Below are 17,458 nucleotides of genomic sequence, written 5' to 3'. Positions count from 1 at the left end.
TGGGCAACTTGAGTGTTTAAAGTTTGAGTATCCTGTCGCCGCGGCCTATGCCGGAAGCGCCAGTGCGCACGGTTTCCAGGATGACGGCCTTGTCCAGCGCTTCCAGGAAGGCGTCCAGCTTGGAGCCGGAGCCGGTCAACTCAATGGTGTAGCTGCCGTCTGCTACATCGATGATGCGGCCGCGGAAAATGTCGCACATGCGCTTCATTTCGTCGCGGAAGGAGCCGGTAGCCTTTACCTTCACCAACATCAGCTCGCGCTCGATAAAGCGGCCATCGTTGAGGTCCAGTACCTTGACCACATCAATCAGCTTGTTGAGCTGCTTGATGATCTGCTCGATCACATCATCCGATCCGGAGGTGACGATGGTCATGCGTGACAGCGTGGCGTCCTCGGTGGGCGCCACGGTCAGGGATTCGATATTGTATGCACGCGCAGAAAACAGGCCGGCAACGCGGGAGAGGGCGCCGGCTTCGTTTTCCATCAATATGGAGATGATATGTTTCATGGTTCTTCTTACAGGTCTTCAGCCAGGATGATTTCAGACAACCCCTTGCCGTTCGGCACCATCGGGAACACGTTTTCGTTCTGGTCGGTGATGAAGTTCATGAAGACGAACCTGTCGGTGAGGTTGAACGCCTCGGTCAAGGCGCCTTCAACGTCAGCGGGCTTTTCGATGTTCATGCCGACATGGCCGTACGACTCCGCGAGCTTGACGAAATCCGGCAGGCTGTCCATATAGGATTCGGAGTAACGGTTTTCATAGAAGAACTGCTGCCACTGGCGCACCATGCCGAGATAGCGGTTGTTGAGCAGGATCACCTTGATCGGCAGGTGGAACTGCTTACAGGTGGAGAGCTCCTGAATGTTCATCTGGATGCTGCCCTCGCCGGTGACGCAGGCCACCTTGGCCTTGGGGTCGGCAAACTGCACGCCCATGGCATAGGGCAGGCCGACGCCCATGGTGCCCAGGCCGCCGGAGTTGATCCAGCGGCGCGGCTTGTCGAACTTGTAGTATTGCGCGGCCCACATCTGGTGCTGGCCGACGTCGGAGGTCACGTAGGCTTCGCCCTTGGTGACTTCCCAGAGCTTCTCGATGACGAACTGCGGCTTGATGATTTCGCTGTTGCGGTTGTAGCCGAGACAGTTGCGTCCGCGCCACTCCTCGATCTGCGTCCACCAGGCCTTGAGCGCGGCAGCGTCCGGCGTGCGGGTTTCCGCATCGAGTAACTCGTTCATCTCGGCGAGCACGGACTGCACATGGCCGACGATGGGTACGTCTACCTTAACGCGCTTGGAGATGGAGGAAGGATCGACGTCGATATGGACGATGGTGCGGTCCTTGTTGTAGAAATGCTGCGGGTTGCCGATCACGCGGTCGTCAAAACGCGCGCCTACGGCCACCAGCACGTCACAGTTCTGCATCGCCATATTGGCTTCCAGCGTGCCGTGCATGCCGAGCATGCCGACAAACTGCCTGTCCGTCGCAGGATAGCCTCCCAGGCCCATCAGGGTGTTGGTTACCGGGAAGCCCAGCCTGTGGGCGAGCTTGATCAATTGATCTGCCGCATCGCCCAGCACCACGCCGCCGCCGGTATACAGCATGGGGCGCTTGGCTTCGAGCATGAGCTTGATGGCCTTCTTGATCTGGCCGGAGTGTCCCTTGAGGATAGGCGTGTAGGAGCGCATCTCCACGCTTTTCGGGTATTCGTAATGGCCGAGGTGCGCGGTGATGTCCTTGGGGATATCGACGACCACGGGGCCGGGGCGTCCGGTCGCGGCAATGAAGAACGCTTTCTTGATGGTGGGCGCGATGTCCTTGACATCCTTGACCAGGAAGTTGTGCTTCACGCAGGGGCGCGAGATGCCGATCATGTCCACTTCCTGGAAAGCATCCAGGCCGATGGCGGGCGTCGGTGCCTGGCCGCTGATGACGACCATGGGGATGGAATCCATGTGGGCGGTGGCAATGCCGGTAATGGCGTTGGTGGCGCCCGGGCCGGACGTCACCAGGGCGACCCCGACTTCACCTGTGGCGCGGGAATAGGCGTCCGCTGCATGGACAGCAGCTTGCTCATGACGGACCAGGATATGCTTGAACTTATCCTGTTTGAATATTTCATCGTAAATATTGAGCACTGCGCCGCCAGGATAGCCGAAAACGTATTTGACGTTCTCTTCCTGCAAACAGCGAATGACGATTTCTGCGCCAGATAATTCCATAGATATTGCTTGTTATGCCGAGAATTTGGGAAACTTAGAACACTAACGGTTTGCGCCATTTTGGTCAAGGAAGATTACGTGGGGCCCGGCTTTAAGCCAGTGATTTTAAGTGGCTTGTGGCAAAGCCTGCTGGGCAGTTTGCCGGTGTTTTGCATCGTTATTCAAACGGCGGCGGCGCGACCTTGAGCAGTTCTTCTATGGTGGTCAGGCCCGCGGCAATTTTCTCGGCGCCGTTGATCAATAATGGCTGCATGCCTTGCTGGTAAGCCAGCTTCTTGATGCTGGAGAGATCGGCGTCGTGAGTAATGAGTTTCTTGAGTTCCGGCGTCAGAGACAGCATCTCGTAAATGCCGCTGCGGCCGCGATAGCCGGTCATGCGGCATTCCAGGCAGCCGTTGGCGGCATAGATTTGCGCGGGCTTGGGCAGTTTCCATGCGCCCACCAGTTCACTCCACTGCTCCTGGCTGATATCGGCTGGCGTCTTGCAGTGCGGGCACAAGGTGCGCACCAGCCGCTGCGCCATGATGCCGATCAGCGAGGAGTGGATCAGGTACGGTGGAATCCCCAGGTCCAGCAGGCGGGTTACCGCGGCAGGCGCGTCATTGGTATGCAGGGTCGAGAGTACCAGGTGGCCGGTCAATGCGGCCTGGATCGCCATTTCACCGGTTTCCACGTCGCGGATTTCGCCCACCATGATGATGTCCGGGTCCTGGCGCAGCAGGGTGCGTACGCCGTCGGCGAACGTCAGCCCGATGTTGTGCTGCACCTGCATCTGGTTGAAGGCGGGTTCCACCATCTCGATGGGGTCTTCCACGGTGCAGACGTTGACTTCCGGTGTCGCGAGCAGCTTAAGCGTGGAATAGAGCGTAGTGGTCTTGCCGGAGCCGGTCGGGCCGGTGACGAGGACGATGCCGTTCGGGCTTTGCGTCCACTGCGTCCATTTTTGTGCCTGCTCGCTGGAAAACCCCAGCTCGACGAAATCCTTGACCAGGATTTCCGGCGTGAAGATACGCATCACCAGTTTTTCGCCGAATGCCGTGGGCATGGTGGACAGGCGAAGCTCGATTTCTTCGCCCTCGTCCGTCAGCGTCTTGATGCGGCCATCCTGGGGGCGGCGCTTCTCCACCATGTCCATGCGGCCCAGCAGCTTGATGCGGTTGGTGATCGCATTCATGATGGCGCTGGGTAGTTGGTAGACCTGGTGCAGCACGCCGTCGATACGGAAGCGCAAGATGCCCATATTGCGGCGCGGCTCAAGGTGGATGTCGCTGGCGCGCTGCTCGAAGGCGTACTTGAACAGCCAGTCGACGATGTTGACGACATGCTGCTCATTGGCATCGAGATTCTTGTTCTTGCCTAATTCAACCAGCTGTTCCAGGTTTTGCACGCCAATGACCTGGCCGGCCTTTGCCGTGTTGGCGAGGTTGATGGAGTTGGCGAGGTTGTAGACTTCCGGCAGGTAGCGGCTGATTTCGCGCGGGTTCGCGACCACGAGCCGGATGCTGAGCTTCAGGATGCGTTCGAGGTCGGGTATCCAGTCGGTGAAGAACGGCTCGGCGGTGGCGATGACGGCTTCCTGGCCGCTGACCTTGACCGGCATGATCTTGAGGCGCTCGGCATAGGCCTTGGAAATGACCTGGGCCACGGCGCTGAAATCCAGCTTGAGCGGATCGACATGAAAGTGTTCCAGGTTGGCCCGTTTCGCCAGCCAGGCGGTGAGCATTTCGAGGGAAAGCTGCTTGTTCGGGGACTGCAGGTTTTTCCATTTCTGCTCGCTGATGATGATCAGCGGATGCAGGTTGGAGCTGTCCAGCCTGCGGTCCTTGAACAATTGCTCGGCCTGCAGCTTGTGCACCAGCCCGTCATTGACCAGCATGCGCAAGGTATCGCCCAGTGACAGGCGGCCGGGAGCAGGGTGGAAAATGGCGCTAGGTTGACTCATGTGAGGAATACTAAAGATTCGCGCAGCAAAAGTCGATGCAATCGCGTGTGTTCGTCAAACAGCTTCCGGCTGGAAGCGCATGGAAAGGTCGATCGCGTGCACATGCTTGGTCAGGCTGCCGATGGAGATACGGTCGACCCCGGTCAGGGCGATTTCGCGCACATTGTGGATGTCGATGCCGCCGGACGCTTCGAGGATGGCTTGTCCGCGGTTGATCCTGACGGCTTCGGCAAGTGCCGGGATATCGAAATTGTCGAGCAGGATCAGCTTGGCGCGTGCTTTCAGCGCGGCCTGCAGCTGTTCGAGGGTTTCCACCTCGATCTGGATCGGCACCTCAGCATTCAACGCCCGGGCATTTGTTAGCACGGCCTCTATACTCCCGGCTGCGGCGATGTGGTTTTCCTTGATCAATACTCCATCGTAAAGCCCGATGCGCTGGTTGAGCCCGCCGCCGATGCGCACGGCGTATTTTTGCGCGATGCGCAGCCCGGGCAATGTCTTGCGCGTGTCGAGGATATGGGCGCTTGTCCCGGCGATGGCGTCGACGTATTGCCGCGTGGCGGTTGCGGTCGCTGAAAGCGTCTGCAGGAAGTTGAGCGCGCAACGTTCGGCGGTCAGCAAGGCGCGGGCGGGGCCGGATAAGGTGCAGATCGTGCTGCCGGCCTTGACCAGGTCGCCTTCCTGAACCAGCCATTCGATCGCAATCTCCCTGGAGACGTGGCGGAACGCTGCGCTTGCCCAGGGGATGCCGCAAACTACGGCATCTTCGCGTGAGAGGATGGTGGCGGTTGCCAATTGGCCTGCGGGCACCAGCTGGGCAGTGATATCTCCGGTGCCGACATCCTCTTCCAATGCGCGCAGGATATCCGCCTCGATGACTTTTTGCAGGGCGTTGGGGAGCAGTGCTTGCTGTGATGTGGAGTCCATGATTTACATTATAATGCAGTCATCCATCTCTCAAGTCTTATTCAAGATGAAGCTCCTATACTCCAACACCAGCCCATACGCGTGCAAGGTGCGCGTGGTGGCCGCAGAAAAGCGCATCGACGTGGATATGGTGCAGGTCGTGCTCGCCGACCCGGACTGTCCGGTCAACGACCATAATCCGCTGGGCAAGATCCCGGTGCTGATCCTGCCGGATGGCGACAGCCTCTATGATTCGCGCGTGATCGTGGAGTACCTGGATCATCGCACGCCGGTGGCGCACTTGATCCCGCAGGACCACACCGCCAAGATTGCTGTCCGGCGCTGGGAGGCGCTGGCTGACGGCGTGACGGATGCGGCCATCGCGGCCGTAATCGAAGGGCGCCGTCCGGAAGGATTACAGGACCCAGCCGTGATCGCCAAGCAGCTGGGCAAAGTAGAGCGCGGCCTCAAGACTCTGGATCAAGACCTGGAAAAGAAAAAGTGGTGCGTTAATGAAAGCTTCAGCCTTGCTGACATTGCCGTGGGATGCATGCTGGGCTACCTGGAGCTGCGCTACCAGCAGCTGGACTGGAAGCAGCAGTATCCCAGCCTTGCCAAGCACTATGCCGCCATGATGAAGCGGGCTTCGTTCAAGGATACTGCGCCAGCCGCGGCCTGACACTCCAGGCCGGGCTGCCCTCAAGCCCTGTTTTAGAGGGCTGAGGTAATGATGCCGCCGCCCAGGCAGACGTTGCTTTCATAGACCACGACCGACTGCCCCGGCGTGATGGCCCATTGCTTCTGGCCGAAGCGGATGTCCGCGCTCTCGCTTGTCAGCTTGTCGATTTCGCAAGGCGCATCCGGCTGGCGGTAGCGTGTCTTGGCGGCATAGACCCAATGGGTTTTCGGCTCTTCTCCCGCGATCCAGTGCAGGTTGCCTGCGACCAATCCGTCATTGAGCAGCAACGGGTGGTCGTGCCCTTGTACCACGACCAGCACGTTGCGCTGCATGTCCTTGCCCGCGACGAACCAAGGTTCTCCGTTGCTTTCCTTCGAGCCGCCGATCCCCAATCCCTGGCGCTGCCCCATGGTGTAGTACATCAGGCCGTTGTGCTGGCCGACGACCTTGCCTTCCGGCGTCTGGATTTCTCCGGGCGCGCGCGGCAGATAGCGGCTGAGGAATTCCTGGAACGGACGTTCGCCGATGAAGCAGATGCCGGTGGAATCCTTCTTTTCGCTGGTGGGCAGGCCGGCGCGGCGTGCAATGTCGCGGATTTCGCGCTTGAGCAGGTGGCCTAGCGGGAACAGGGTCTTGGAGAGCTGCGCCTGGTTGAGGCGGTAAAGGAAATAGCTCTGGTCCTTGGTGCCGTCGTCGGCCTTCATGAGCTGGAACAAGCCGTTCTTCTCGCGCACCTGGGCATAATGGCCGGTGGCCATGAGGTCGCCGCCCAGCGCCATGGCATGGTCGAGGAAGGCCTTGAACTTGATCTCGGAATTGCAAAGGATATCCGGGTTGGGCGTGCGGCCGGCGCTGTATTCCTCGAGAAAGTTGGCGAACACGCGTTCCTTGTATTCCTTGCTGAAATTCACTGCCTCGATCTCGATGCCGATCTTGTCGGCGACGGCGGCTGCATCGATCAAGTCCTGCTTGGCCGGGCAGTATTCATCGGTATCGTCATCCTCCCAGTTTTTCATGAACAGGCCGACGACTTCGTAGCCTTGTTCCTTGAGCAATAGTGCTGCGACGGAGGAGTCGACGCCGCCGGACATGCCGACGATGACTTTTTTCTTCATGATGGATGTTCTATCTGCTAAATGGCAACGCTATAAATGGGTAATCACATTGAGCGGGAAACGCTGTCCCGCCAGGTAGTGCTCGACGCAAGTGAGTACTTGCGGGCTGCGGTGCCTTGCCTGGCTGGCGCGGATTTCATCCGGGGTCATCCAGATGGCGCGGATGATGCCGTCGTCCAAGGGCAAGCCTGGCTGATGGTCGTCAACATGGCCGATAAAGGCGAACCGCAGGTAGGTAATGTCCTTGAGCGGATGGCGCCAGTGGTAGATGCCCAGCAGGCTTTGCGGCGTGAAACGGTAGGCGGTTTCCTCGCGGGCTTCCCTGACGACGGCTTCCAGCAGGCTTTCGCCATGCTCCACATGCCCGGCAGGCTGGTTGAGGCGGATGCCGTCCGCGGTTTCTTCCTCCACCAGGAGAAAGCGGCCGTCCTGCTCCACGATGGCGGCGACAGTGGTATGGGGTTTCCAGATCATGGACTTCTTCACCAGGCGACTGGCAGCATCCGCCGCCAGGTAACGTAAACCCATAATTTTACAGCGGGATTGCTCGTGAAGCCAGCATTGCCGTCGGCGTGCCGTTGCAACTTTCTTGTTGGAGGTGAAGGCTATCGGGTAGTATCGTCGCCCAATATCAACCTAATTACAGGCCATAGGCACCAACATGACGCGCATTTATCTCGCTTCCCGCTCACCTAGGCGTGCGGAGCTGTTGCAGCAAATCGGCGTGGAGTTCGTCGTCATCCCTTCCGATATAGACGAGTCTGTATATAATGCGGAGTCGGCTGCCGATTATGTATTGCGTCTCGCGCGCGAGAAAGCGCATGCCGGCTCGGCCAGCCTGCAAACGCTGGATATGCCGGTGCTGGCCGCGGATACCACGGTATGCGTCGATGGCGCCATTCTCGGCAAGCCGGCAAGCGACGAGGAAGCCTATGCCATGCTGGCGTCCATGTCGGGCCGCTGGCATGAGGTGCATACTGGCGTCGCACTGGCAAGCAACTGCGGCATTGAAGTCGCGTTGTCAACGACGCGCGTGAAGATGGCGGCATTGAGCCATGACTTGATCGCCGCCTATGTGTCCAGCGGGGAGCCGCGGGACAAGGCCGGCGCTTACGGCATACAGGGCCTGGGAGGGACATTGATAGAGCGTATCGAGGGCAGCTATTCCGGCGTCATGGGGCTGCCGCTTTTTGAAACTGCGACATTGCTGAGGAATTGCGGTTTTGCCATTCCCAATCGGGCAGCCTAGATTTTAAGAATAAGCTGGAAAATAAATTTAAGTGATGTCATGAGTGAAGAAATTCTGATCAATGTCACCCCGCAGGAAACCCGCGTCGCCATCGTCGATCAGGGGGTATTGCAGGAGCTGCACGTAGAGCGCGCCACCTCGCTGGGGCTGGTGGGCAACATCTATCGCGGCAAGGTGTGCCGCGTATTGCCGGGAATGCAGTCCGCCTTCGTCGAGATCGGCCTGCAGCGTGCCGCCTTCCTGCATGTGGCGGATATCCTGGAATGCTGTAGCCCGGAGAAGGAAAAAGCCATCCAGGAAGTATTGCACGAAGGCCAGCCCGTCATGGTGCAGGTGATCAAGGAGCCGATCGGCACCAAGGGCGCGCGCCTGACCACGCAGATCAGCATTGCTGGCCGCTTTCTCGTGTATCTGCCGCAACAGCAGCATATCGGCGTATCGCAGCGTATCGAGGACGAGGCCGAGCGCGAATTGCTGCGTGAGCGCCTGCTGCGCCTGCTGCCGGAAAAGCGCGAGGGCGGCTACATCATCCGCACCATGTCGGAAGCGGCGACCGATGAAGAGCTGTTGGCGGATATCGATTACCTGCAAAAGGTCTGGAGCAATATCCAGGCGGCCAGCCACGGGGCTGCCGACCGTTCATTGGTGTTCCAGGACCTGGATTTGCCCATGCGCGTGCTGCGCGACGTGGTCAATGACGAAACGGAGCGCATCCTGGTGGATTCGCGCGAGACCTATCAAAAGCTGCTGGATTTCGCCAGCCACTACGCAGTAGGGGCTGTGAAGCGCATCGAGCATTACCAAGGCGCGCGTCCGTTGTTCGACATGTACAACGTCGAGCACGAGATCAACAAGGCCATGTCGCGCAAGGTGGAGCTCAAGTCGGGCGGCTACCTGATCTTCGACCAGACCGAGGCGCTGACCACCGTGGACGTGAACACGGGCGGCTTCGTCACCGGGCGCAGCCTGTCCGACACTATCTTCAAGACCAATCTCGAGGCGGCGCAATGCATCGCGCGCCAGCTGCGCGTGCGCAACCTCGGCGGCATCATCATCATCGACTTCATCGACATGGATGAGGAAGAGCAGCAAAACGCCGTGCTCGCCGAGCTGAAAAAGACCGTGGCCAAGGACAGGGCGCGTACCGGCGTGAACGGGTTTTCCACGCTCGGCCTGGTCGAGATGACGCGCAAGCGCACGCGCGAAAGCCTGGCGCACCTGCTGTGCGAGCCTTGCCCGTCCTGCAAGGGGCGCGGCGAGGTCAAGACCGCGCAGACCGTCTGCTATGAAATTTTCCGCGAACTGCTGCGCAACGCCAAGCAGTTCACCGCGCGCGAGTTCCGCATCCTGGCCGCGCCCAAGGTGATTGACCTGCTGCTGGACGAGGAGTCCCAGAGCCTGGCCAATCTCTCTGATTTCATCGGCAAGCCGATTTCCCTGCAGGCGGAAACGCATTATGCGCAGGAAACCTACGATATCGTGCTGATGTAGGTTTAGAGCCTGTTCATGATCTTTTCATAGGATATGTTGTCCCGGCAGCGCGGCAGCTGCTGCGTTACAAATCGGATATTAGTACGGGCACCCGCGCCCATGCTGGCTTACTTCCGCTTACATTCTTTTGCGCAAGCTTTACCTTGAGCTTTGTCATGGCCTTGTTTCTAGATTTATACTCGAACAGGACCATGTTTTGATCAAGGAGAAATGCTATGCGCAACATATCCCGCAGACAGCTTCTGAAGCTTGGAGGAGGCCTGGGCCTGTTGGCCGTTCTGCCCCTAGTTGGGCATTCCGCCTTCGCGGCTGAAGGGAAACCCCTGAAAATCGGCACTATCGGCGCCGGGAACCTGGGCGGCGCGGTCGGTGCTTTATGGGTGAAGGCGGGGCACGAAGTCCTGTTTTCCTCACGCGACCCTTCAAGCCTGAAATCGTTGGTCGATAGATTGGGTCCCAAGGCGCGCGCCGGCACTGTGGAAGAGGCGATTGCATTTGGCGATGCCGTTTTGCTGGCCGTGCCTTATGAGGCCTATCCGCAAATCGGCCGCGACTACGGCGCGGCGCTCAAGGGCAAGATCGTGCTGGACGCCGGCAACGCCAACCGCAGCTCGCTGTATCCGGAGACGCAAGCTAACGGCATCGGCGTTACCACGGCTAAATATCTCCCTGGCGCACGCATCGTACGCGCCTTCAATGCCGCGAATAACCGCGTATTCACCGACAATGCGGGCCGCACGCCGCGCATCGCCATCCCGATTGCCGGCGACGACCAACAGGCGCTGGACGTCGCCAAGGCGCTGATTTCCTCGGCCGGTTTCGACCCTCTGGTCGTAGGCGGATTGAAGGATGCCGACAAGTTCGCCATGGGAACCGATGGCTTCGGGCATATCCTGACGGCTGACGAATTGGCGAAAAAGCTCGGCGTTGCACGTTGATCTCTGCCGGGCCGAAGACCACAAACAGCCGACTGTCTGTGGTGAGTTCTAGCTTGTAGTAGGCTCTTAGAACAAGCGCAGCAATTGCTGCTCCATCGGCGTGACGAATACGATCAGGACCAGTTGCGCGACGATGAACACGACCAAAGGGCTGAGGTCGAAACCGCCGGCTGTGGGGATGCGGTTGCGCAATGGGCGCAATAGCGGCCGGGTAAGCGCATCCAGCACAGGCGTAAGGATGGTGTGGGGATTGATCCAGCTGAGGATGGCTTGAAGCAGCACCGCATAAAGGAAGATGTAGATGCTGAGCTTCAACAGGCCGACAAATGCCAGGCCCAGCAAGGCGATCCAGATGGTGTTGTCCGCCACGAGCAAGGGAAAGTCGCGTATCCACAACGAGCCCACTTGCAGCAGGAACTGCGCGATGAATGCCAGCAGCAGGGTGGAAGTGTCGAGGCCGCCGATTCCCGGGATAAAGCGCCGGACGGGCCTGACCGCGAAGTTGGTCACTGCGACCATGGCCTGGGAAACGGGATTGTGGAAAGGCGCGCGGGTCAGCTGCAGGTAAAAGCGCAGCAACAATGCCAAGGTAAACAAACCGAGGATGGTATGCAGCAGAAACTGCAAGGCGTTATTGATCATGCAAGCCCCCGGCATGAAATAGTATTGAGCATGGTTAGTCCTTTCCTAGCTGTTCGCCCAGTTCGCGAGCGCGCTCAGCGGCGGCATGCGCTGCCTGGATAATGGCTTGTTTGATGTTGGCCTGCTCCATGGAGAGGATCGCGCGTTCGGTAGTGCCGCCCTTGGAGGTCACCTGGGCGCGCAGCGCAGCGGCGGGCGTATCGCTCTGGCTGGCCAGCCGGCTGGCTCCCAGGAAAGTCTGCAGGCTTAAGGCGCGCGCCTGGTCGGGAGCGAAGCCCAGGTCCAGGGCTGCCTGTTCCAAAGCCTCGATGAAATAAAATACATAGGCCGGGCCGCTGCCTGAAATCGCGGTCACCGCATCTATCTTGCCCTCGTCATCGACCCATAATGTGCTGCCCGCCGCAGACAACAGCAGGTCGGCCTGTTCGCGCTGCTCTATGCTGACGCCATCCGCCGCATAGAGGCCGGATATGCCGGCCTGTATCTGGGCCGGCGTATTGGGCATGACGCGTACGATGGCGCGGTAGCCGTTCAGCCAGCGGCTGAGCGCGGCGCAGGTGATGCCGGCCGCAATCGAGATGACGAGCTGCTGGTTGAGGAAACTGGCGAGAAAGATCGCCAGGTCGCGTAATTGTTGTGGCTTGACAGCCAGTACGATGATGTCGGAATTGGCGACGCTGGGCAGGTGCTCGGTGGCGTGGATGCCGAACTCTTCCGTCAACTGCTCCCGCCTCGCAGCGTCAAGTTCAATGACGCTGATGGTTGCCATGTTGTGACCTTTTTGCTTCAGGCCGCCGATGATGGCGCGCGCCATGTTGCCGCCGCCGATAAAGCTGATTTTCATGTTGATTGTTCTGCGGTTGGTTTGATCCGGGCCCCGAAAATGGCGGAGCCCACCCTCACTATTGTCGCACCCTCTTGAATGGCTGCGGGAAAATCTTCGGACATGCCCATGGATAACGTATCCAAGTGGTGTCCGGCCGATTGCAGGCTGTCGTAGATGTCACGTACGGCGCGAAACTGCGACTGTTGTTCCTGCGGGTCATGGGTAGGGGCCGGAATCGCCATCAGCCCGCGCAGGCGCAGTTTGGGCAATTGCCTGATATGGTCTGCCAGGGCAATCGCGTCGGCAGCGCTGGTGCCGCTTTTGCTGTCTTCGCCGCTGACGTTGACCTGGATGCAGACCTGCAGCGCCGGTTGGCCGGGGCCGCGGGCGGCATTGAGCCTGTCTGCGATCTTGGCGCGGTCCACGCTGTGCACCCAGTCGAAATGCCTGGCGATTGGCTGCGTCTTGTTGCTCTGGATCGGGCCGATGAAATGCCACTCTATCGCTAGGTCCTGGAGTTCCTCCTGCTTGGCGAGCGCTTCCTGCAGGTAGTTCTCGCCAAACTGGCGTTGCCCAAGCGTATAAACTTCGCGGATGGCGCTGGCAGGATGCGCCTTGCTCACCGCGAGCAGGCGGACAGAATCCGGCGCCCGGCCGGCATCAAGCGCAGCGGCCCCGATACGGGCCTTGATTGCTTGCCAGCGCTTGCCAATTGTGTCCATAATCCGTCCATTCTTCATGATTGCAACCATCCCGGCACCTGCGTGCCAGGTGCGGAATTATAACAGGAGCCTGTTTTGGATATTTCTGATTTGCTGGCGTTCTCGGTCAAAAACAAGGCTTCCGACTTGCACCTTTCGGCGGGCATGCCGCCGTTGATCCGGGTGCATGGCGATGTGCGCAAGATCAACGTGCCGCCGCTGGACCACAGCGCAGTGCACGACATGGTGTACGACATCATGAACGACGGCCAGCGCAAGGTGTACGAGGAAACGCTGGAGTGCGATTTTTCCTTCGAGATTCCCAACCTGGCGCGTTTCCGCGTCAATGCCTTCAACCAGAACCGCGGCGCGGGCGCGGTGTTCCGTACCATTCCCTCCAAGGTGCTGACCATGGAGCAGCTCGGCTGTCCGCCTATTTTCCGCGAGATTGCGCAGAACCCGCGCGGCATCGTGCTGGTGACCGGGCCGACCGGCTCCGGTAAATCCACTACGCTGGCGGCGATGATCGATTTCATCAATGAAAACGAGTTTGGCCATATCCTCACCGTGGAAGACCCGATCGAATTCGTGCATACCTCGAAAAAGTGCCTGATCAACCAGCGCGAGGTCGGGCCGCATACCCTGTCTTTCGCCAATGCCTTGCGCTCAGCCCTGCGCGAGGATCCGGACGTGATCCTGGTCGGCGAAATGCGCGACCTGGAAACCATCCGCCTCGCACTCAGCGCCGCCGAGACCGGCCATCTGGTGTTCGGCACCTTGCATACCAGTTCCGCAGCCAAGACCATAGACCGTATCGTTGACGTGTTTCCCGCGGCCGAGAAGGAAATGGTGCGCTCCATGCTCTCCGAATCGCTGCGCGCCGTGATCTCGCAGACCCTGTGCAAGACCAAGGACGAGCAAGGCCGCGTGGCGGCGCACGAGATCATGATCGGCACGCCCGCGATCCGCAACCTGATCCGCGAGAACAAGATCGCGCAGATGTATTCCGCGATCCAGACCGGGCAGAACGTCGGCATGCAGACGCTGGACCAGAACCTGCAGGACCTGGTGCGGCGCAACGTGATTTCCCTGGCCGAGGCAAGAACCAAGGCTGCCAACAAGGATGCCTTCGTCGGCTAACCGGGATTAAGGAATAGCATGGATCAAGGGCAAGCGGAGAAGTTTGTATTCGACCTGTTGCGGTTGATGCTGGGCAAGAAGGCATCCGACCTTTTCATTACGGCCGCCTATCCGCCCGCGATGAAGATCGACGGAAAAATGACGCCAGTGACGCAGCAGGCGTTAACGCCGCAACAGGCGCGCGAGATTGCGCGTGCGATCATGAACGACAAGCAGGCCGCGGAATTCGAGGCGACGCGAGAGTGCAACTTCGCGATCGGCATGCCCGGCGTGGCGCGTTTCCGCGTCAATGCCTTCGTGCAGCGCGGCAGCGTCGGGCTGGTGTTCCGCACCATCACTACCAAGATTCCGCGCCTCGAGGAGCTGGGGCTGCCTGAGGTGCTCAAGGACGTGGCGCAGTCCAAGCGCGGGCTGGTGATCTTCGTCGGCGGCACCGGTTCGGGCAAGTCCACATCGCTGGCAGCGATGGTCGGTTACCGCAATGAAAACAGCCACGGCCACATCATCACCATCGAAGACCCGATCGAGTTCGTGCACGAGCACAAGAACTGCATCATCACCCAGCGCGAGATCGGCGTCGACACCGACAACTGGCATACCGCGCTCAAGAACACCTTGCGTCAGGCGCCCGACGTGATCCTGATCGGCGAGATCCGCGACCGCGAAACCATGGATTACGCGATCGCCTTCGCCGAGACCGGCCACCTATGCATGGCGACTCTGCATGCGAACAGCACCAACCAGGCGCTGGACCGCATCATCAACTTCTTTCCCGAGGAGCGTCGGCACCAGCTGCTCATGGATTTGTCGCTCAACGTGAAGGCTTTTGTCTCCCAGCGCCTGATTGCGCGTAAAGACGGCACGGGGCGGGTGGCTGCCATGGAAATCATGATCAACTCGCCCCTGATTTCCGACCTGATCTTCAAGGGGGATGTGCACGAGATCAAGGACATTATCGCCAAGTCTCGCGAACTGGGCATGCAGACGTTCGACCAGTCGCTGTTCGACCTGCACGAGGCTGGCCTCATCACCTATGAGGATGCCTTGCGCAATGCGGATTCGGTCAACGACCTCAGGCTCAGGATCAAGCTGGAAGGCAAGGATGCAAAAGACCGTGACCTTTCCGCAGGATTGGATAATCTCGGTATAGTGTAACCTGCCATGCCAGCATGGTTGCTGGCAATTCACAATTTCTTTTCTGAAAGCTTGATATGCTGGAATGGTTGGCAAGCCCCGAAGCCTGGATCGCACTCGCAACGTTGACCGCCCTGGAAATCGTCCTCGGCATAGACAATATCATCTTCATCTCCATCCTGGTCGGCCGCCTGCCGGAAAAGCAGCGCAATACCGCCAGGCGGCTCGGGCTCAGCCTGGCGATGATCGCGCGCCTGGCGCTCCTGTTCTCCATTTCCTGGGTCATGGGGCTGACCAAGCCCTGGTTCGAGATCGCGGGCGTGGAAATTTCAGGCCGCGACTTGATCCTGATCGGCGGCGGCTTGTTCCTGCTCGCCAAGGCCACCCACGAAATCCATAACAGCCTCGAGGGCATGGATGGGCATGGGGACGGCCATGTCGCGGTCAACAGCATGGGCATGGTGCTGGTGCAGATCGCGGTGCTGGATATCGTCTTTTCACTGGATTCCGTGATTACCGCGGTCGGGCTTGCCGACCATGTCGGCATCATGGCGACGGCCATCATCATCGCGGTCGGCGTGATGCTGTTTGCCGCCAAGTCGATCGGGGATTTCGTCGACAACCATCCCACCATCAAGATTCTTGCCTTGTCGTTCCTGATCCTCGTGGGCGTCACGCTGATGGTGGAGGGGTTCGACGTTCACGTGCCCAAGGGTTACATCTATTTCGCGATGGCGTTCTCGGTGGCGGTGGAAATGCTCAACATCCGCATGCGCAAGCGCGTGAGTGAAAGAAAGCCGGTAAAGCTGCGCAAGAAACCGATGCAATAATGATTTGCCATGTGCTGCAATAGTGCACGGCGTTAAATCATGGTGCGCGGAGCAAGATAAGAAAGCAAATTTATTTCAGCCTATCTTGCTGAGTAATATGTAATTTTATACATACACTCATTTGGTATCCATATTGCTTTGGCTCCTAATGATCTTTTCAATATCATGGGAGTTGGCTAAATGAGTGAGCATGTCTGTCAGCAAGGGTGCCGTCATCATTCACATGCAGCGGATAACCCGGAAATCCAGCAGGAGTTTCAGGAAGGCAGGCGCGATTTCATGCGCGACTTTGCCGTTGGCGGCGTGCTCGCCTCTGCGGCAAGCATGGGTATCAGTGCCAGTGCTTTTGGCCAGACTACGCCCAAGTCTGGTTCTTCCACAGGGCATGCTACCCATTACTATATTCCCGCCAACGATAAAACCGTGAATTGGGGGTTCTTCAGTAAATCCTTGAAACCCCTTGTGGAGCTTGAGTCGGGTGACTTCGCCACCATGGAGACATTGACCCACCATTCCAATGACGATGCATCGCTCATGGTCAAGGGCGACCCTGGCGCCGAAAGCGTGTTTTATTGGGACAGCAAGCGCAAGAATGTGGATCGGCGCGGCATAGGGCCGATGGATCACAAGCTCGGGGCCGGCGGCGGCCTGGGCGTGCATATCTGTACCGGGCCGGTTGCGGTCAAGGGCGCGCAGCCGGGTGACGTGCTGGAAGTGCGGATTGTCGATGTGGCCTTGCGCCCGAGCGCCAACCCCGAATTCAAGGGCAAGGCTTTCGGCTCCAATGTTGCCGCCAACTGGGGCTTTCATTATAACGACCTGATAGAAGAACCGAAGAAGCGCGAAGTGGTGACGATCTATGAACTGGATGCCACAGGCGAGCGCAACTGGGCCCGGGCATTCTATAACTACCGCTGGACGCCGCAGACCGATCCTTTCGGCGTGGTGCACCCGATTGTCGATTACCCGGGCGTGCCTGTGGATCACAGCACCATCAGCAAGAATTACGACGTGCTGAAAAATATCCGCGTCCCGGTACGCCCGCATTTCGGCACCATGGGGTTGGCGCCAGTGGAAGCCGACATGGTGAACTCCATCCCGCCGAGCTATACCGGCGGCAATATCGACAATTGGCGCATCGGCAAGGGCGCGACCATGTATTACCCAGTTTCAGTGCCGGGCGGCATGTTCTCGGTGGGGGATCCGCATGCCTCGCAGGGCGATTCCGAAATGTGCGGCACCGCGATCGAGTGCTCCTTGACCGGCACCTTCCAGTTTATCCTGCACAAGAAGGCCGACCTGGCGGGGACCGCACTGGAAAGCCTGCAATATCCGTTGCTGGAAACCCAGGATGAATGGGTGCTGCACGGCTTCAGTTATGCCAACTACCTGGCCGAGCTTGGCGCTGATGCGCAAAACAGCATCTTCTCCAAATCCTCGCTGGATCTCGCACTCAAGGACGCATTCCGCAAGATGCGGCATTTCCTCATGCATACCCAGCATTTGAGCGAGGACGAGGCGGTTTCACTGATGTCGATCGGCGTCGACTTCGGCGTCACCCAGGTGGTGGATGGCAACTGGGGCGTGCATGCCGTGGTGAAGAAAGGTATTTTCCCGGCACGCGATGTCTAGTTTGGCTCGC

The 17,458-nt window shown here is 59.1% G+C and carries 17 protein-coding genes; 8 read left to right on the top strand and 9 right to left on the bottom strand.

Annotation, left to right across the window (positions count from 1 at the left end):
• Positions 1-16 precede the first annotated feature (16 nt).
• From ilvN to nadC, 4 genes are all read right to left on the bottom strand, one after another.
• Positions 17-508, bottom strand: coding sequence for an acetolactate synthase small subunit (gene ilvN / locus ACJSDX_RS00175; protein ID WP_230342326.1), 492 nt, complete (start codon positions 506-508; stop codon positions 17-19).
• A gap of 8 nt (positions 509-516) precedes the next feature.
• Positions 517-2,223: an acetolactate synthase 3 catalytic subunit gene (locus tag ACJSDX_RS00170; RefSeq protein ID WP_309566369.1), complete on the bottom strand. Its 1,707-nt coding sequence runs from the start codon at positions 2,221-2,223 to the stop codon at positions 517-519.
• A 157-nt stretch (positions 2,224-2,380) separates the two neighbouring features.
• Entirely contained in the window at positions 2,381-4,165 is a 1,785-nt protein-coding gene (gene tfpB, locus ACJSDX_RS00165) for a type IV pilus assembly ATPase TfpB (protein ID WP_407992974.1), read from the bottom strand.
• Between the two features lie 54 nt (positions 4,166-4,219).
• Positions 4,220-5,092: a carboxylating nicotinate-nucleotide diphosphorylase gene (nadC, locus tag ACJSDX_RS00160; protein ID WP_407992973.1), complete on the bottom strand. Its 873-nt coding sequence runs from the start codon at positions 5,090-5,092 to the stop codon at positions 4,220-4,222.
• Positions 5,093-5,138: 46 nt separating this feature from the next.
• Between nadC and ACJSDX_RS00155 the strand changes: the two genes are divergently transcribed.
• The gene (locus tag ACJSDX_RS00155) at positions 5,139-5,750 is read left to right on the top strand and encodes a glutathione S-transferase family protein (protein WP_407992972.1); all 612 of its coding nucleotides are present in this window, start codon (positions 5,139-5,141) and stop codon (positions 5,748-5,750) included.
• A 32-nt stretch (positions 5,751-5,782) separates the two neighbouring features.
• Here the strand turns inward: ACJSDX_RS00155 and mnmA are convergent, their stop codons facing one another.
• Both mnmA and ACJSDX_RS00145 read right to left on the bottom strand, forming a co-directional pair.
• Positions 5,783-6,865, bottom strand: a complete 1,083-nt coding sequence (gene mnmA, locus ACJSDX_RS00150; protein ID WP_407992971.1) for a tRNA 2-thiouridine(34) synthase MnmA — start codon at positions 6,863-6,865, stop codon at positions 5,783-5,785.
• 30 nt (positions 6,866-6,895) lie between these two features.
• A complete protein-coding gene (locus ACJSDX_RS00145) occupies positions 6,896-7,339 on the bottom strand; it encodes an NUDIX hydrolase (protein WP_407993540.1) in 444 nt (147 codons plus the stop codon).
• Positions 7,340-7,526: 187 nt separating this feature from the next.
• On the opposite strand from ACJSDX_RS00145, the gene ACJSDX_RS00140 reads away from it, so the two are divergent.
• The 3 genes from ACJSDX_RS00140 (at position 7,527) to ACJSDX_RS00130 (ending at position 10,543) form a co-directional block, all read left to right on the top strand.
• Positions 7,527-8,114, top strand: a complete 588-nt coding sequence (locus ACJSDX_RS00140; protein WP_407992970.1) for a Maf family protein — start codon at positions 7,527-7,529, stop codon at positions 8,112-8,114.
• A gap of 39 nt (positions 8,115-8,153) precedes the next feature.
• Entirely contained in the window at positions 8,154-9,605 is a 1,452-nt protein-coding gene (rng, locus tag ACJSDX_RS00135) for a ribonuclease G (protein ID WP_407992969.1), read from the top strand.
• Between the two features lie 215 nt (positions 9,606-9,820).
• Positions 9,821-10,543, top strand: a complete 723-nt coding sequence (locus ACJSDX_RS00130; protein ID WP_407992968.1) for an NADPH-dependent F420 reductase — start codon at positions 9,821-9,823, stop codon at positions 10,541-10,543.
• A gap of 66 nt (positions 10,544-10,609) precedes the next feature.
• On the opposite strand, the gene ACJSDX_RS00125 is transcribed toward ACJSDX_RS00130, so the two are convergent.
• Genes ACJSDX_RS00125 through ACJSDX_RS00115 form a run of 3 tightly spaced genes read right to left on the bottom strand, consistent with a single transcriptional unit; the run spans position 10,610 to position 12,733 of the window.
• Entirely contained in the window at positions 10,610-11,185 is a 576-nt protein-coding gene (locus tag ACJSDX_RS00125; protein WP_309566382.1) for a YggT family protein, read from the bottom strand.
• 34 nt (positions 11,186-11,219) lie between these two features.
• Positions 11,220-12,029: a pyrroline-5-carboxylate reductase gene (gene proC / locus ACJSDX_RS00120; RefSeq protein ID WP_407992967.1), complete on the bottom strand. Its 810-nt coding sequence runs from the start codon at positions 12,027-12,029 to the stop codon at positions 11,220-11,222.
• Positions 12,026-12,733 carry a YggS family pyridoxal phosphate-dependent enzyme gene (locus ACJSDX_RS00115; RefSeq protein ID WP_407992966.1) on the bottom strand — a complete coding sequence of 236 codons (708 nt, stop codon included), beginning with the start codon at positions 12,731-12,733 and terminating at the stop codon, positions 12,026-12,028. The genes proC and ACJSDX_RS00115 overlap by 4 nt, the downstream gene beginning before the upstream one ends.
• A 75-nt stretch (positions 12,734-12,808) precedes the next feature.
• On the opposite strand from ACJSDX_RS00115, the gene ACJSDX_RS00110 reads away from it, so the two are divergent.
• From ACJSDX_RS00110 to ACJSDX_RS00095, 4 genes are all read left to right on the top strand, one after another.
• Positions 12,809-13,852, top strand: a complete 1,044-nt coding sequence (locus ACJSDX_RS00110) for a type IV pilus twitching motility protein PilT (protein ID WP_309566387.1) — start codon at positions 12,809-12,811, stop codon at positions 13,850-13,852.
• Between the two features lie 18 nt (positions 13,853-13,870).
• Entirely contained in the window at positions 13,871-15,007 is a 1,137-nt protein-coding gene (locus tag ACJSDX_RS00105; protein ID WP_407992965.1) for a PilT/PilU family type 4a pilus ATPase, read from the top strand.
• A 56-nt stretch (positions 15,008-15,063) separates the two neighbouring features.
• The gene (locus ACJSDX_RS00100; protein WP_309566391.1) at positions 15,064-15,816 is read left to right on the top strand and encodes a TerC family protein; all 753 of its coding nucleotides are present in this window, start codon (positions 15,064-15,066) and stop codon (positions 15,814-15,816) included.
• 180 nt (positions 15,817-15,996) lie between these two features.
• Complete coding sequence (locus tag ACJSDX_RS00095) at positions 15,997-17,448, top strand: acetamidase/formamidase family protein (protein WP_407992964.1); 1,452 nt, start codon at positions 15,997-15,999, stop codon at positions 17,446-17,448.
• Positions 17,449-17,458: the final 10 nt, after the last annotated feature.

The sequence above is a fragment of the Methylobacillus draconifructus genome, assembly GCF_045984355.1.
Taxonomy (GTDB): domain Bacteria; phylum Pseudomonadota; class Gammaproteobacteria; order Burkholderiales; family Methylophilaceae; genus Methylobacillus; species Methylobacillus flagellatus_A.
The sequence above is the reverse complement of the archived record's forward strand: the minus strand, read 5'-3'. Positions and strand labels throughout refer to the sequence as shown.